The following is a 14,122-nucleotide window of genomic DNA, read 5'->3' on the forward strand; positions in this document are numbered from 1 at the left end:
CGCTCGGTGGTGCGGCCCTTGGCGATGACCGAGGCGTACAGATCGTGGCTGATCGCCGAAGCGGCGGACAGCGTCAGTCCGGCGACGACGGCCAGGATGGTCGCGAAGGCGACGGCGGAGATAAAGCCGAAGAACAGCGATCCCCCAAGCGCCTTGGAGAGCGCCACCGCCGGCATGTTCGGGCCGCCGAGAAGGTCGGTGATCTTGTTGAACGTGCCGTCCGGATGCAGCTTGAAGAACGACGGATCGTTCATCAGCAGCGTGATCGCGCCGAAGCCGATGATGAAGGTGAGGATGTAGAAGTAGCCGATGAAGCCGGTGGCATAAAACACTGATTTCCGCGCTGCCTGGGCGTCCGCCACCGTGAAGAACCGCATCAGAATATGCGGCAGACCTGCGGTGCCGAACATCAGCGCGACGCCGAGCGAGATGGTCGAGATGCGGTCGGCGACGAAGCCGCCCGGTGCCATGATGGCATCGCCATTCGGATGGATCTTCACCGCGGCGGCGAACATCGCGTCGGGGCTGAAGTTGAACTTGATCAGCACCAGCAGGGCCATGATGGTCGCGCCGAAGAGCAGCAAACAGGCCTTGATGATCTGCACCCAGGTCGTCGCCTTCATGCCGCCGAAGGCGACGTAGATGATCATCAACACGCCGACGGTGATGACGGCATAGAGATAATCGAGCCCGAACAGCAGCTGGATGAGCTGACCGGCGCCGACCATCTGGGCGATGAGGTAGAAGGCCACCACCACCAGTGTCCCGATCGCCGAGAGCAGGCGCACCGGCGTCTGCGCCAGGCGGAACGAGGCGACGTCGGCAAAGGTGAACTTGCCGAGGTTGCGCAGCCGCTCCGCGATGAGAAACAGCACGATCGGCCAGCCGACGAGAAAGCCGATCGAGTAGATCAGGCCGTCGTAGCCGCTCTTGTAGACGAGGCCGGAAATGCCGAGGAACGATGCCGCCGACATATAGTCGCCGGCCATCGCCAGGCCGTTCTGCAGGCCGGTGATGCCACCGCCCGCAGCGTAGAAGTCGGACGTCGACTTGGTCGCGGCGGCGGCGCGGTAGGTGATGTAAAGAGTCAGAGCGACGAAGGCGACGAACATGACGATGGCTTCGACGTTCAGCGACTGCTTGACGACGGTGCCTTCGAGGGCCCCGGCGGCCCAGGCGATGCTGGCGCCACCGAGGGTGATCGCGGCTGCGGCGGCCGTGGCATAGGGAAAACGGCGCGCCATCAGATCAGATCCCGGTTGAGGTCGCTGGTCATCGCGTCGAAGCGGCTGTTTGCGGCAAAGACATAGATGCCGGTGAGGATGATCGCGGAGAGGATGACGCCGAGGCCGACGATGATGCCAAGCGACGTCGTGCCGCCGCCAATTTTTTCCGCAAGAAGAGGCTTGTCGTAAGCGACGAGGAAAATATAGCCGAAGTAGATGACCAGCATGATCGCCGTCAGGGTCCAGGCAAAGGCCCGCCGCGTCCTGACGAGACGCTGGAATTTCGGGTTGTTGTAAATGTCTTGTTGGTTGGTCGTTAACACAGTGCCCCCCTTGTGCCGGCAGAGCCGGCATCGTCTTGGATTTCCGAGCGATCGTTGGCCGATCGTCATCGCATTTACTTTGGCCGACACGGCACTGACGTAGGCGCCGCGCTCATGCCTTGAAGACGACCGATTTTCGCCTTCTTCTCTTCGGTATCGCAATGCAGATTATCGAGCTATCGAAATTCTCGTCTATTAGTAGAAGATCGAACCAATTCCGTCGATGGAGGCGGCATGGGACGTTCGTCTAGAATCCTCAGGATTCTAGCGAATCCCGGATCGGGTATGCCGCCGCGACAAGGCGCGACGGCAGGCCGAGCGACCGAATCGCGGTTCGCAATCGTCAGATCGGCGGCAGGCCGCCGCCGAGCCGCAGCTTGGTCAGTGTCAAGGCCACGGCGCAGGCGTTGGACACGTTGAGGCTCTTGATGGCGCCGGGCATGTCGAGCCGAGCGAGGGCGTCGCAATTTTCCCGGGTCAGCCGCCTCAGGCCCTTGTCTTCGGCGCCGAGCACGAGAGCGACCGGCCGGGGCAGGGCGATCTGCTCGAACGACGTCGGGCCTTCCGAATCGAGGCCGACGCGGAAATAGCCCATCTGGCCGAGCTCTTCGAGCGCGCGGGCAAGGTTGGTCACTTCGGCGATCGGCACATGGTCGAGCCCGCCGGAGGCGGCCTTGGCGACAACGCCGGTGAAGTCCGGCGCATGGCGCGTGGTGGTCACCAGCGCATCGACGCCGAAGGCTGCCGCCGTACGCAGAATGGCGCCGACGTTGTGCGGGTCGGTGATCTGGTCGAGCACCAGAACGATCCCGCTGCGGTCGACGATCTCGGAGAGGTCGATCGGCTCGATCGGGCCGGCCTCCAACAGCACGCCCTGATGCACGGCATTGGCGCCAAGGCGCCGGGTGAGTTCATCCGTCGTGACGATGCGCGGCTGCAGGCCGGCCCGGGTGATGTCGAGGGCAAGCTTGTTGGCGGCCGCCTCGGTGGCGTGCATGGCGATGAAATTGCGGCGACCGGCGACGAGGGCGGCGCGGGCGGCGTGGAAGCCGTAGATCAGGGTTGCGGAGCTGCCGGTCGAGCGATGGTTGGCGCGGGCGGGCGGGCCGTCTTCGGCACGCGGCCGCTTGAACAGGCGCGGCGCGCCGGTGGCAGGTCCGTCGGAGCGCTTCTCGCGGCGCGGCGGCCGGCTGATGTCGGACGTCTTTTTCGGATAGGGCGGTTTCGTCACGACGGGCTTCACTTCCTGCAAGGCGGCTAGAGCGCTGGCCGCTTAAGTGGTTTCACTTAAGCGGTGAGCCATCGCTCTCACGTTTAGAGTTTGGAGGCTGAGTATCGCACGGAAAGTTCTGGACTTTGCGTGCGATGCTCTGCCGCGATCCATGGCACGCGCGCGGCTCGGCCGCAATTTGCATCGGCTTCGCACAGCGATTGGACGGTTCCGGGTTGACAGCGGGAAGCCGGCTACTCATAAGCCCCTGCACCACGCGGCTCTTCGGGACCGTGGCGTGGGAGAGTGTCCCGAGCGGCAAAGGGGGCGGACTGTAAATCCGCTGGCTAAGCCTTCGAAGGTTCGAGTCCTTCCTCTCCCACCAACCCATTCTTCGCTGGCCCTCACGTGCAGCGGTGCAGATCCCTCGACAGACCGTTTCGACGGCACTCCAAGCGGGCTTGGCGCGTCCATCCGCTCTCGCGCAGCGCGCAATCCAGCGCTTGGCCAGCCATTGCGAACCGGACGCCGGCCAAACCCGCACCGGCCGTCAACGATTGGCCACCTTCCCACTGTAGTGATTGCAAGAGTTGGACAGGCATGGCGGCGGTAGCAACATGGGGATCGATTTGAGGATGGCGGCCGGTGCCGCGCTGTGGGTTGCGGTGATGGGCCCCGCCGTCGCGCAAGACTCGTCGCGCTGGGCGGGCTCCTATGCAGGGGGCGACCTTGGCGATGTTGATGGAAACAGCCAAGCCACTGTTGGTGGCGCGCCGTGTCACATCGGGTGCCGCTCGAGTGGACCACAGGATCTCGGCGCGCATGCCGGCTACGGCACAAACCTCGGCTCCGGGTTTGTCGGCGGCATCGAGGGCGACATCGGCAGTTCTGGCCGCTGAAGCGGCCATCGCATGAAACAATCGTGGTCAAACCTCGTTAGCGCCTCGTATGCCGAACAGCGGCACCTCAAAAGGAGCTATTCGATGCGAATTTCAAGAACAGCTTTCTCGCTTGCCACCGCAGCCCTGATCGTTTCGGCGCCAGTGGCATTTGCGCAGAACCGCGATACCGGAAATGCAGGCGAAGCTGCGACGGGAACGTCGAGCAGCATGTCCGCCATGCCGCCGTCGCAGCAGACCACAATGGGTCGCAGCAACTCGACCTCCAAGATGACCGGTACGGATTCCGGGACCGGGACCACAAAAGGCACGGCGACCGGCGGCCCCGTCGGCGGCAATCCCAACCGCAACTAGGCTTTCAAGACAACAGGAAAGGTTGCCGCGTCGGCAACCTTTTCGATTGCTAACAAAGGCGGCTTTGGCCTTGCGCTCGGAATGCCGCCCGAGGCTGCGAAACACATTGGGCAACAAAGCCCTCGCGCCAACACTGTTTTCGACTGATCTCCCTGTCTGCTTTGAGGGGACATCAATGGTTCCGGCCATTAGTCTAATAGTGTTCGCATGAAACAATAGCGGTAGAACCCTGTTGCAAGGCCATCAGCATTGCAAAATGAAAGTTAGCAGGGAGCTTTATATGCGTATCTTGAACACGACCATGGCGCTCGCTACGGCGGCCGTTATCGCTTCGTCAACGTTCGCTTTGGCCCAAGGCACGAGAGCCGGCGAGGGGACTGTCGGATCCACGACGGAATCGTCGATCGTCAATGGCAACCGTACCCTCAGCGGAAAAAGCTCGAACGGGCAGAACACGATGGGGTCCGCCGGATCGGGTAGTCCGGCAAGCGCGACGGCTGGCTCCGGGGGCGCCCAGCCTGCCACGGCATCCGACCACAACTGAGTTCGGTTTGATGCTGACCGGGAGGCCATCGCAGATGGCCTCTCTCTCTTCATTGAATACGTGTCAGGTGGTCGCTGCCGGCTTGTTGCCGCGACACCGGTCAGAGCAGTAACGAACCTCCGTCCATACCTTTTCCCACTTTTTTCGCCAGGCGAACGGGCGTCCGCACGTGGCGCATATCTTGGTCGGCAAGTTCTCCTTTTTCGGACGTTTGATACGATCGGTCATGGGCTTGCTCCGGCCTGCGTTGCAATTGTCACGACTGCCGCAACGAGCAGCCCAAGCTCCTCTCCCGAGATGGTGAGAGCAGGCGTGAGATAGATGATCGTGCGAAACGGGCGCACCCAGACCCCCGCGGCGACGAAGCGGGCGCGGAGCGCCTCCAGGTCGTCAATTCTGTCCATTTCGACCACACCGATCGCGCCCAGCACCCGCACATCCTTGATGCCGGGCCGGCCTCTCAGCACGTCGAGGCCGCTCCGCATTGTCTGGGAAATCGCTGCGACTTGAGCCAGACGCGGCTCGGTTTCGAAAAGGTAGAGCGACGCGTTGGCGGCGGCACAGGCGAGCGGATTGGCCATGAACGTCGGGCCGTGCATCAGCGCGTGCCCGGGGGCCTCGTCCCAGAAGGCGTCGAACACCTTTGACGAAGCGACGGTCGCAGCCAGAGCCATTGTGCCGCCGGTCAGTGCCTTCGACAGCGTGACGATATCGGGAACGACCGCGTCGCCGCACGCGAACAAGGAGCCGGTGCGCCCAAATCCGGTAAAAATCTCGTCGAAGATCAACAGGATGCCGTGGCGCGTTGCGGCCTTACGGAGGGTCACCAGAACCTCCGGCGCGTGAAACAGCATGCCGCCGGCACCCTGAACCAGCGGCTCGACGAGGATCGCGGCGATCTTGTCAGCATCACGAGCGAGCAGGGCCTCGAAACCGGCGCGGCTCGCATCGTCGACGGGGAGGTCGGCGATGATCTGCTCCGGCAGCACGCCTTTGAACATCGCGTGCATGCCCTCCTCCGGGTCGCAGACCGCCATCGTCGCGAGCGTGTCACCGTGGTAGCCGCCGCGAAACGCCAAAATCTTCGTGCGGCCGCGGTCGCCGCGATTGAGCCCGAACTGGATCGCCATCTTCATCGCGACCTCGACGGCGACGGAGCCGCTATCTGAAAAGAACACGCGGCTCAGATCGCCCGGCAGCAAAGCGGCAAGGCGCTGCGCTAGGATATACGCCGGCTCGTGCGCCAAGCCGCCAAACATGACGTGTGGCATACAATCGAGCTGACGGCGCACGGCGTCGCGGATGTGGGGATGATTGTAGCCATGGCAGGCGGTCCACCAGCTGGCGATGCCGTCGACCAGTTCGCGTCCGTCGGCGAGCGTGATGCGCGCCCCGCTGGTCGCGACGACGGGAAGGGGGGGCAAGGCGGTCTTCATCTGGCTATAGGGCCGCCAGATATGCGGATAGCCGTCGCGGAGCCATTCGGGATTTAGCGTCGTCATCTCGAGGGTTTTGCATTTTGCGCCCGCGCGCGCCAGAGAGAGGGCCGTTTCGCAGCAACTGATCGACGTCATGCAGTCCCTGGATCGTTTCGCAACCGCCAAACTTGACGCCCTCGACAAGGCCGCGCTGCGCCGCCGCCTCGTCGCAACCGCGCGCGATGCCTTTCCGTGGGTGATCCGTGACGGGCGCAGGCTGTTGTCCTTCTCCTGCAACGACTATCTCGGCCTCTCGACCCACCCAGCGGTGAAGGCGGCGGCCATCGCGGCCACGGAGCGCTATGGTGTCGGCGCCGGGGCCTCGCGGCTGGTGACCGGCAACCATCCGCTTTATGAGGCCCTCGAAACCCGCCTGGCTTCGTTGAAGGGCACGGAGGCGGCTTGCGTCTTCGGCTCCGGCTACCTCGCCAACATCGGGGTGATCGGCGCCCTGGTGGGGCTGGACGACCTGATCCTGCTGGACGATCTGGCGCACGCCTGCCTGCACGCCGGCGCCCGGCTATCCCAGGCGCGCGTGATGACGTTTCGCCACAACGATGTCACGCACGCCGCCGCCTTGCTCGAGGCGCATCGTGGCGCCTCGCGCCACGTACTCGTGGTGACGGAAACCGTGTTTTCGATGGACGGCGACCGCGCGCCGATCGCGGACTTGGCCGCGCTGGCACAGGCCCACGACGCCTGGCTGCTGAGCGACGATGCCCATGGCTTCGGGGTCATGCCGCACGATCCGGCCATCGCCCAGGTGCCGCTGCAGATGGGCACGCTGTCGAAGGCGGTGGGCGGCTATGGCGGCTATCTCTGCGCCTCACAGCCGGTGATCGACCTGATCAAGACGCGGGCGCGCTCGCTGATCTATTCCACCGGTCTGCCGCCGGCGAGCGTGGCCGCAGCTTTGGCCGCGCTTGACGTCATCGCCGCGGATCCGGGTTTGGCCGGCGAACCGCTGCGCAAGGCGAGGCTATTCACCGCCGCGCTCGGGCTGCCCGAAGCGGAAAGCCCGATCGTGCCGCTGCTGCTTGGGCCCCCCGAGGCCGCGTTGCGGGCGTCTGCCGTGCTGGCAGCGGAAGGCTTTCTCGTGACCGCGATCCGGCCGCCGACCGTACCGCCGGGCACCGCCCGGCTGCGCTTCGCCTTCTCCGCGGCCCACGCCGACAGCGACATCGCACGCCTCGCCGAGGTCATCACCGTGCGGCTCGCAGACCTGTTCGGTGCGGCGGCGCATCGCGTCGCGTCCTAATGCCGGGCGTTTTCGTCACGGCGACCGGGACCGACGCGGGCAAGACCTATGTCAGCGCCGGGCTGATCGCGGCTTGCCGGAGGACGGCGCAGCATGTCGACGCGCTAAAACCCGTCATCAGCGGCTTCGATCCGGCCAATCCCGAGGGCAGCGACACGGGCCGGTTGCTCGCGGCCCTCGGCGAGCCGGTCACACCCGAGGCCATCGCCCGCATCTCCCCCTGGCGCTTCGCGGCGCCGTTGTCGCCGGACATGGCGGCGGCGCTGGAAGGGCGCACCCTGTCGTTCGATGCGATCGTCGCGGCCTGTCGTGCCACGCTGCTGCCGGATCGCACGACGATCATCGAAGGGGTCGGCGGCGTCATGGTGCCGCTGGAGCCCGGCCGTACCATCCTCGACCTGATGGCAGCGCTCGCGATTCCCGTCGTACTGGTGTCGCCGACCGGGCTCGGCGCGATCAGTCACCTCTTGACAGCGCTCGACGTCTTGGCGCGGCGCGCCCTCGCGCCGGCGGCGATCGTGCTCAGCGAAACGCCGGGCTCGACAGTGCCGCTCAAGGCGACACTTGCCACGCTTGCCGGCTTTTGTCGCCGGGGCGACGTCTTTGTGCTGCGGCGGATGGCGCCATCGCTTCAAGAGCCCGTGTTCGATGCAATCCGTGCTCGACTTCCGGACCCCTGAGCCCGATGACGAGCTCGCAGACAACGATCGGGACCCATGACAAGAACGTTTCTCCGCGCGGCCGTTCTGATAGTCGCCATGGTCTGGGGCGCGGTCGCATCGGCCCAGACGGCTGGCCGCGACGGCCCGCTGAAGGCGGGCGCCTACGCGCTCGACGCAAGCCGCACGCATATCGGTTTTTCGCTCATGCGACTCGGGTTCGCCTACTATTCCGGCACGTTCTCCGATGCGTCGGGGTCGTTGCGGATCGATCCGGCCAAGCCGACGGAGACCACGCTGCAGGTCACCATGCCGGTCGCGTCGCTCGCCACCGGCAATGGCGCGGTGGACGCCGATCTCAAGGGTCCCAACTGGTTCGATGCCGCGCGCTATCCGACGGCGACATTCATCTCCACCGTCGTGACGGCGACCGGGCCGGATACCGCCGACATCACCGGGATCCTGACGCTGCATGGCGTGACGCAGGCCGAGATTCTGCAAGTGCATTATCTCGATGCCGCCGCCGATCCGATCGCCAAGCCGGGAGAGGCAGGCTTCGAAGCGGCAACGACGATCAAGCGCAGTGATTTCGGGCTTTCGGCCTTCTTTCCCGTGATTGGCGACGATGTCCGGCTTACGATCACCGGCGTCTTCGTCGCGCGGCGCTAGCAGCCTTCGTTTTTGTTCGGTGGGTGCCGCTCAGAAGAAAGGGAGGGGCCCGCGAAACGTGCCGATCGGCACGAAATGGGTGACCAGGCCAACCTTTGGGCGCCAGTGATGCAAGAGCATGGCTGGCGGCTCTATGAAAGACGCCGGTTCCGCGTCGTCGTGAAGGCGCAAGGCGATCGCCGTCGTCGTGCTGGGTGCGGTGACCAGCATGGTGCCGCCGAAGCGTAGCTGCATGAAACGGTGGATGTGGCCGCACAGGATCCGCTCGACCGCCGGATGGCGCGCAACGATCGCCGCGAGGCGGTTGCCCTGCCGGCAGTGGTAAGTGTCGATGAACGGAATACCGCTGTCGAACGGCGGCTGATGCATCATGACGATTGTCGGTCGACCCGGTTCTTCCGCCAGTCGCGCCTCGAGCCAAAGGCATGCGGCGTCGTCCATATCACCGTGATGCGCACCGGGAACCGTGACATCGAGGCCAAGAATCCGAACGGGCCCTTGGTCGTCGACGTCAAAATGCAGCGGCCCCGTTCGCGCCACGTAGGGCTGGTGTCCGAAGCAGGCGCGAAAGGCCTCACGCTCGTCGTGGTTGCCAGGGATGACAAAGACCGGCTGCGGGATCAGGCAAAGAAGCTCCGCCGCCAAAGCATATTCTGCTTGCATGCCGGTATCGACGATATCGCCGGAGACCAGAACCAGGTCCGGTTGCGGCACCAGCTTGACCAGATGGTGAATCGCCGCCAGGCACATCGCGTTGGAGTCGACCAGATCCTGATAAAGCTGCCCAGGCGCTCGCAGATGCAGGTCGGATAGGTGGGCGATCAGCATCCGCCCGGCGTTCTCGACGATGGCGCGTGGATCGGCAGATCCTCTGGTGAGATTGGAGCGGGTAGAGGGAATCGAACCCTCGTATTCAGCTTGGAAGGCTGCTGCTCTACCATTGAGCTACACCCGCGCGCTGCGCTTTATGCCCTGCGTCGCACGCAAAATCAATCGCGCCGCGCGCGAGGGATCTTCTGATCAAGCGCCTGTCGGCTTATTGTGGGTCGCACATCGCATTGTCTTGCCACCGCAAGACGATGCGGGTTGCAACGGCGCCCTGGCCCCGCTATCTATTTACAGGTAGGTACCTGCTAATAGAGCTGATGTCGGCGCCTTTGTTCGTCGTCGTTCTGGCTCGGACGGGGTTATTCTGATGATTGCAGAGAGCGCGGCGCTGGCATCGAGCGAGGACGGTATTGCGAGCCTGCAACGCAGCGTCGATGACGCGATGGTCAACCGCCCAATGGTGCCGGTTGCGCCCATCGATCGAAAGGCTGCCGCCCGCGCCGCAATCCTGCAGGGGGCGATCCTGCCGATCCTGCTGCGGCTCGCATTGCCGACGATGACGGTGTTGATCGCGCAGACGGCGGTGAACATCGCGGAAGCCTACTATGTCGGCTTTCTCGGCACCGGAGCGCTCGCTGGCGTCGCGCTGGTCTTCCCGGTCTTCATGCTGATGACGACCATGTCCAACGGCGGTTTGGGAAGCGGCGTTGCCTCGTCCGTGTCACGCGCGCTCGGCGCCGGGCGGCAAGGTGATGCCGACGCGCTCGTGCTGCATGCCATCGTCCTCGCCGTCGTCTTCGGTGCGGTGTTTACAATCGGGACGCGGATCGGCGGGCCGCCGCTGTATCATGCCCTGGGCGGTCGGGGCGACGCCCTCGACTCGGCGATCCGCTACTCGAACTACCTGTTTGCCGGGGCCATCGCGGTTTGGATCGTCAATCTTCAAGCGTCTGCACTGCGCGGGTCGGGCAACGTCAAGGTCCCGGCGATGGTGACGCTCGTGGGGGCGCTGATCCTGATTCCCACATCGCCGGCGCTGATCTTCGGCTTCGGTCCCATCCCGGCCTTCGGGATCGGCGGCGCCGGCATCGCCTTCGGCCTGTATTATGGCGGTGCCCTCATCGTCCTTTCGCGCTACATGGCGTCGGGTCGCGCCGGGCTGAAACTCCGGCTCGTGCCGCTCGAAGGGCGGCTGTTCGCGGACATTCTGAAGGTGGGTTTTCCTGCGGCCTTGAGCACGGTCCAGTTGAACCTCACGGTGATCCTTGTGACGGGTGCCGTCGGCGTGTTCGGCGTCAAAGCGCTGGCCGGCTACGGCATTGCCTCGCGCCTCGACTATGTGATGATTCCGATCCTCTTCGGCCTGTCCTCGGCCGTTCTGACTATGGTCGGCATCGCAATGGGCGCAGGCAACGTCGCGCGGGCCAAACGCGTGGCCTGGGTCGGTAGTGCGGTCGGTGTCGGCCTGATGGAGGTGATCGGTATCCTCGTGGCGCTGATCCCGGCGGGCTGGATCCACCTCTTCAGCCACGACCCCGACGTGTTCGGCCCGGCGCAAACCTATTTGCAGATCGTCGCACCCGCTTACGGATTGTTGGGGCTCGGCTTCGTCATCACCTTCGCGGCACAAGGCGCAGGCCACGTGCTTTGGCCGTTTCTCGGCGGGACGTTGCGCATGCTGGTTGCGGCGGGCCTGGGCTGGCTCGCGGTATGGTACTTCGGTGTCGGCATGATGGGCATCGCCATCATCGTCGCTGCGTCGCAGGCCGCCTACGCCGGCATCAGCCTGATCGCGATGGCGTCGCCAACCGTCTGGCGCGCCGCCGTTGGTCCGGGCGGAGACGCCGAGCTATCGTAGCGACGAAAAAAAGCCGCCCCGAAGGACGGCCTTTTTCCTACAATCAGATGATCGTTTAGTGCGCGGCGCCGCCTGCGCCCGAACCGCCTGCGCCCATGTTGGACGCGCCGCCCGTGCCGGACGTTGCCGTGCTTTCCGGGCCGCCCGTGCTGCTGCTGCGACCCATCGTGCCACCGCCGGTGGAGGCGCCACCGCTGCTCACGCCGGCTGAGCCAGTCGAAGCAGCGCCATTGCCGGCGCCGCCCATGCTCCCGCTGGACGTCTGGGCAAAGGCCACCGACGTGGAAAGCAGGAGGGCGGCGGCAGCGATCTTGGTCGAGGTGCGAAGAAGGGTCATGGAATGCTCCTTGTTTCTGATGGCTGGCCAACCGACCAGGGCCGAACTGGTTGCATCGATTGCCGCGTCGACATCGCCAGATTGGTGTGATGCGAGACTTATTACGGATCGAGCGCCGGCCTGCGTCGTGGTCCTCGAGGCGTCGGGCTACGCCGTAAAATGAATGTTCTTGCTCGCGAACGCTTTGTTGCCGGAAGTGTTATCGGACCGACCCCGCCAGTCACGCTGCGTCTTTCCTGACGCCACGGCGGGGTTTTCCTATTTCATTCGGAGAGACACGTGACGACCATCACTCAATCGAGCGTCAAAGAAGGCTTGCCGCATCCCAGGGGCGCTCGTTGGGACGGAAAGGGCACCAACTTCGCCCTGTTTTCCGCCAATGCCACCAAGGTCGAAGTGTGCCTGTTCGACAGCACCGGCAAGATCGAAGAAGCCCGGATCGAGCTGCCGGAATACACCGATCAGATTTTCCACGGCTATCTTCCCGAGGTCCATCCCGGCACCTTCTATGGGTACCGCGTCCATGGACCTTACGAGCCGGAAAAGGGCCACCGTTTCAATCCGAACAAGCTGCTTCTCGATCCTTACGCGCGGGCGCACACGGGCAAGCTGATCTGGAATCCGGCCGTGTTCGGCTATGTCATGGAATCGGGCGACGACCTGACTTTCGATGAGCGCGACAGCGCGCCGTTTGTGCCGAAATGCGTGATCGTCGATCCCGACTTTGACTGGCAGGGCGAGCCTGGCCGCCGCCGCGTCCCCTGGGACGATACGATTTTTTACGAAACCCACGTGAAGGGCTTCACCAAGCTGAATCCGCTGGTGCCAGAGAAGCTGCGCGGGACATACGCCGGCCTCGGCCAGAAAGCGGTCGTCGACTACATCAAGACGCTCGGCGTGACCTCTGTCGAACTGCTGCCGATCCACACCTTCGTCAACGATAGCCAACTCGAAGAAAAGGATCTGGCGAACTACTGGGGCTACAATACCATCGGCTTCTTTGCACCGGATCCCCGCTACGCCGCGGACGTGCCGAATTCGCTGCGAGAGTTCAAGGAGATGGTCGCCCGCTTCCACGAGGCGAGCCTCGAAGTGATCCTCGATGTCGTCTACAATCATACCGCCGAAGGCAACGAGCGCGGGCCGACGCTGTCGTTCAAAGGCATCGACAATGCCAACTACTACCGCCTGCTGCCGGACCAGCCGCGCTACTACATCAACGATACCGGCACCGGGAACACGGTGAACCTGTCGCATCCCCGTGTCATCCAGATGGTCACCGACAGCCTGCGCTATTGGGTCGAGGAGATGCACATCGACGGATTCCGCTTTGATCTGGGCACAATTCTGGCGCGTGAGCCGAACGGGTTCGATAACGAGAGCGGGTTTCTCAAAGCGGTCGGGCAGGATCCGGTGCTCGGCAGCGTCAAGCTCGTCGCCGAGCCTTGGGATATCGGGCCGGGCGGCTACCAGGTCGGCAGCTTTCCGCCGGGCTGGGCGGAGTGGACCGACAAGTTCCGCGACGAGGTGCGTGATGCCTGGCGCGGCCGTGGTCCGATTACTGCGCTGGCGCCGCGCCTCTGCGGCTCGCCGGATTCGTTCAACCACAGCGGCCGCCGCGCCTACGCCTGCGTGAACTTCATCACTGCGCACGACGGCTTCACACTCAACGATACCGTCACCTACGACGAGAAGCACAACGAAGCGAACAACGAGGACAACAAGGACGGCAACTCCGACAACCGTTCGTGGAACTGCGGCGTTGAAGGGCCGACCGAGGACGAGGCGATCAACGCGCTGCGGGCGCGCCAGATCCGCAACATGATGGCGACGCTCTTGCTCTCGCAGGGCACCCCGATGATCCTCGCCGGCGACGAGTTCGGCCGCACGCAGGGCGGTAACAACAATGCCTATTGCCAGGACAGCGAGATCTCGTGGCTACACTGGGAGCTCGAAGAGAAGGGTGAGGAGCTGCTTCGCTTCACCCAGAAGCTGACCGGCCTGCGCCACAAGTATCCCATCCTGCGCCACAGCCTGTTTCTGACCGCCGACTACAACGAGGATCTCGGGGTCAAGGAACTCACCTGGATCAACGCCAACGGCGGCGAGATGACAGGCGAGGAATGGGGCGACGGCAACACTAAGTGCTTCGGCATGCTGATGGATGGCCGCGCCAAGTCGACCGGCGTGCGCAAACGCGGCGACGACGCGACCATGCTGCTGGTGCTGAACAGCTGGCAGGATGGCGTCGACTTCACTTTGCCGGAAGCCCCGGAAGGCAGCGGCTGGGCGTTGCTGGTCGACACCAACATTCCCGACGAAGAGGCCGAAAAGCCCTTCAAGGTCGGTGATGTCTATCAGGTGACGGGCCGCTCGCTGCTGCTGTTCATGATGGCCCGCGCGAGCTAATTGACTTCGACCCGGCCAATAAGAGCGCCTCCGTTCTTTGAGCGGAGGCGTTTTTGCATTCTGCGCAGAG

At 64.2% G+C, this 14,122-nt stretch carries 14 protein-coding genes and 2 tRNA genes; 8 read left to right on the top strand and 8 right to left on the bottom strand.

The window, feature by feature from the left end; genetic code table 11:
* The 3 genes from GSQ79_RS12815 to rlmB all read right to left on the bottom strand — a co-directional run.
* On the bottom strand, positions 1-1,244 hold a 1,244-nt coding region (locus GSQ79_RS12815; RefSeq protein WP_158809104.1), incomplete at its 3' end, for a cation/acetate symporter ActP.
* A complete protein-coding gene (locus GSQ79_RS12820) occupies positions 1,244-1,549 on the bottom strand; it encodes a DUF485 domain-containing protein (protein ID WP_246725306.1) in 306 nt (101 codons plus the stop codon). The genes GSQ79_RS12820 and GSQ79_RS12815, both read right to left, overlap by 1 nt.
* A 343-nt stretch (positions 1,550-1,892) precedes the next feature.
* Complete coding sequence (gene rlmB / locus GSQ79_RS12825; protein ID WP_158809106.1) at positions 1,893-2,780, bottom strand: 23S rRNA (guanosine(2251)-2'-O)-methyltransferase RlmB; 888 nt, start codon at positions 2,778-2,780, stop codon at positions 1,893-1,895.
* Positions 2,781-3,059: 279 nt separating this feature from the next.
* Between rlmB and GSQ79_RS12830 the strand changes: the two genes are divergently transcribed.
* From GSQ79_RS12830 to GSQ79_RS12840, 3 genes are all read left to right on the top strand, one after another.
* Positions 3,060-3,144 (top strand) — tRNA-Tyr (locus GSQ79_RS12830).
* Between the two features lie 250 nt (positions 3,145-3,394).
* Entirely contained in the window at positions 3,395-3,658 is a 264-nt protein-coding gene (locus tag GSQ79_RS12835) for a hypothetical protein (RefSeq protein ID WP_158809107.1), read from the top strand.
* A gap of 84 nt (positions 3,659-3,742) precedes the next feature.
* The gene (locus GSQ79_RS12840) at positions 3,743-4,012 is read left to right on the top strand and encodes a hypothetical protein (protein WP_158809108.1); all 270 of its coding nucleotides are present in this window, start codon (positions 3,743-3,745) and stop codon (positions 4,010-4,012) included.
* A gap of 607 nt (positions 4,013-4,619) precedes the next feature.
* Here the strand turns inward: GSQ79_RS12840 and GSQ79_RS12845 are convergent.
* Positions 4,620-4,784 carry a DUF2256 domain-containing protein gene (locus GSQ79_RS12845; RefSeq protein WP_158809109.1) on the bottom strand — a complete coding sequence of 55 codons (165 nt, stop codon included), beginning with the start codon at positions 4,782-4,784 and terminating at the stop codon, positions 4,620-4,622.
* Entirely contained in the window at positions 4,781-6,058 is a 1,278-nt protein-coding gene (locus GSQ79_RS12850; protein ID WP_158809121.1) for an adenosylmethionine--8-amino-7-oxononanoate transaminase, read from the bottom strand. Before GSQ79_RS12850 ends, GSQ79_RS12845 begins: the two co-directional genes overlap by 4 nt.
* A gap of 70 nt (positions 6,059-6,128) precedes the next feature.
* Between GSQ79_RS12850 and GSQ79_RS12855 the strand changes: the two genes are divergently transcribed.
* Genes GSQ79_RS12855 through GSQ79_RS12865 form a run of 3 tightly spaced genes read left to right on the top strand, consistent with a single transcriptional unit; the run spans position 6,129 to position 8,620 of the window.
* A complete protein-coding gene (locus GSQ79_RS12855; RefSeq protein ID WP_158809110.1) occupies positions 6,129-7,292 on the top strand; it encodes an aminotransferase class I/II-fold pyridoxal phosphate-dependent enzyme in 1,164 nt (387 codons plus the stop codon).
* Entirely contained in the window at positions 7,292-7,972 is a 681-nt protein-coding gene (bioD, locus tag GSQ79_RS12860; protein WP_158809111.1) for a dethiobiotin synthase, read from the top strand. Before GSQ79_RS12855 ends, bioD begins: the two co-directional genes overlap by 1 nt.
* Before the next feature lie 36 nt (positions 7,973-8,008).
* The gene (locus GSQ79_RS12865; protein ID WP_158809112.1) at positions 8,009-8,620 is read left to right on the top strand and encodes a YceI family protein; all 612 of its coding nucleotides are present in this window, start codon (positions 8,009-8,011) and stop codon (positions 8,618-8,620) included.
* Between the two features lie 30 nt (positions 8,621-8,650).
* Here GSQ79_RS12865 and GSQ79_RS12870 read toward each other — a convergent pair whose 3' ends face one another.
* Together GSQ79_RS12870 and GSQ79_RS12875 are read right to left on the bottom strand one after the other, a co-directional pair.
* Positions 8,651-9,448, bottom strand: a complete 798-nt coding sequence (locus tag GSQ79_RS12870; RefSeq protein WP_158809113.1) for a phosphodiesterase — start codon at positions 9,446-9,448, stop codon at positions 8,651-8,653.
* Positions 9,449-9,501: 53 nt separating this feature from the next.
* Positions 9,502-9,575: transfer RNA gene (locus tag GSQ79_RS12875), tRNA-Gly, on the bottom strand.
* Positions 9,576-9,890: 315 nt separating this feature from the next.
* Between GSQ79_RS12875 and GSQ79_RS12880 the strand changes: the two genes are divergently transcribed.
* Positions 9,891-11,306, top strand: a complete 1,416-nt coding sequence (locus GSQ79_RS12880) for an MATE family efflux transporter (protein ID WP_158809122.1) — start codon at positions 9,891-9,893, stop codon at positions 11,304-11,306.
* Between the two features lie 55 nt (positions 11,307-11,361).
* Here GSQ79_RS12880 and GSQ79_RS12885 read toward each other — a convergent pair whose 3' ends face one another.
* On the bottom strand, positions 11,362-11,643 hold the full coding sequence (locus GSQ79_RS12885) for a hypothetical protein (RefSeq protein ID WP_158809114.1): 282 nt from the start codon (positions 11,641-11,643) through the stop codon (positions 11,362-11,364).
* 288 nt (positions 11,644-11,931) lie between these two features.
* On the opposite strand from GSQ79_RS12885, the gene glgX reads away from it, so the two are divergent.
* A complete protein-coding gene (gene glgX / locus GSQ79_RS12890; RefSeq protein ID WP_158809123.1) occupies positions 11,932-14,052 on the top strand; it encodes a glycogen debranching protein GlgX in 2,121 nt (706 codons plus the stop codon).
* Positions 14,053-14,122: the final 70 nt, after the last annotated feature.

This window comes from Beijerinckia sp. L45 (assembly GCF_009765775.1).
Taxonomy (GTDB): domain Bacteria; phylum Pseudomonadota; class Alphaproteobacteria; order Rhizobiales; family Beijerinckiaceae; genus RH-AL1.

Coding starts and splice junctions, on each gene's coding strand:
- GSQ79_RS12835 (WP_158809107.1), top strand. CDS start 3,395: ATGGCGGCCGGTGCCGCGCTGTGGGTTGCGGTGATGGGCCCCGCCGTC.
- GSQ79_RS12840 (WP_158809108.1), top strand. CDS start 3,743: ATGCGAATTTCAAGAACAGCTTTCTCGCTTGCCACCGCAGCCCTGATC.
- GSQ79_RS12845 (WP_158809109.1), bottom strand. CDS start 4,784: ATGACCGATCGTATCAAACGTCCGAAAAAGGAGAACTTGCCGACCAAG.
- GSQ79_RS12855 (WP_158809110.1), top strand. CDS start 6,129: ATGCAGTCCCTGGATCGTTTCGCAACCGCCAAACTTGACGCCCTCGAC.
- GSQ79_RS12865 (WP_158809112.1), top strand. CDS start 8,009: ATGACAAGAACGTTTCTCCGCGCGGCCGTTCTGATAGTCGCCATGGTC.
- GSQ79_RS12870 (WP_158809113.1), bottom strand. CDS start 9,448: ATGCTGATCGCCCACCTATCCGACCTGCATCTGCGAGCGCCTGGGCAG.
- bioD (WP_158809111.1), top strand. CDS start 7,292: ATGCCGGGCGTTTTCGTCACGGCGACCGGGACCGACGCGGGCAAGACC.
- GSQ79_RS12885 (WP_158809114.1), bottom strand. CDS start 11,643: ATGACCCTTCTTCGCACCTCGACCAAGATCGCTGCCGCCGCCCTCCTG.
- GSQ79_RS12850 (WP_158809121.1), bottom strand. CDS start 6,058: ATGACGACGCTAAATCCCGAATGGCTCCGCGACGGCTATCCGCATATC.
- GSQ79_RS12880 (WP_158809122.1), top strand. CDS start 9,891: ATGGTCAACCGCCCAATGGTGCCGGTTGCGCCCATCGATCGAAAGGCT.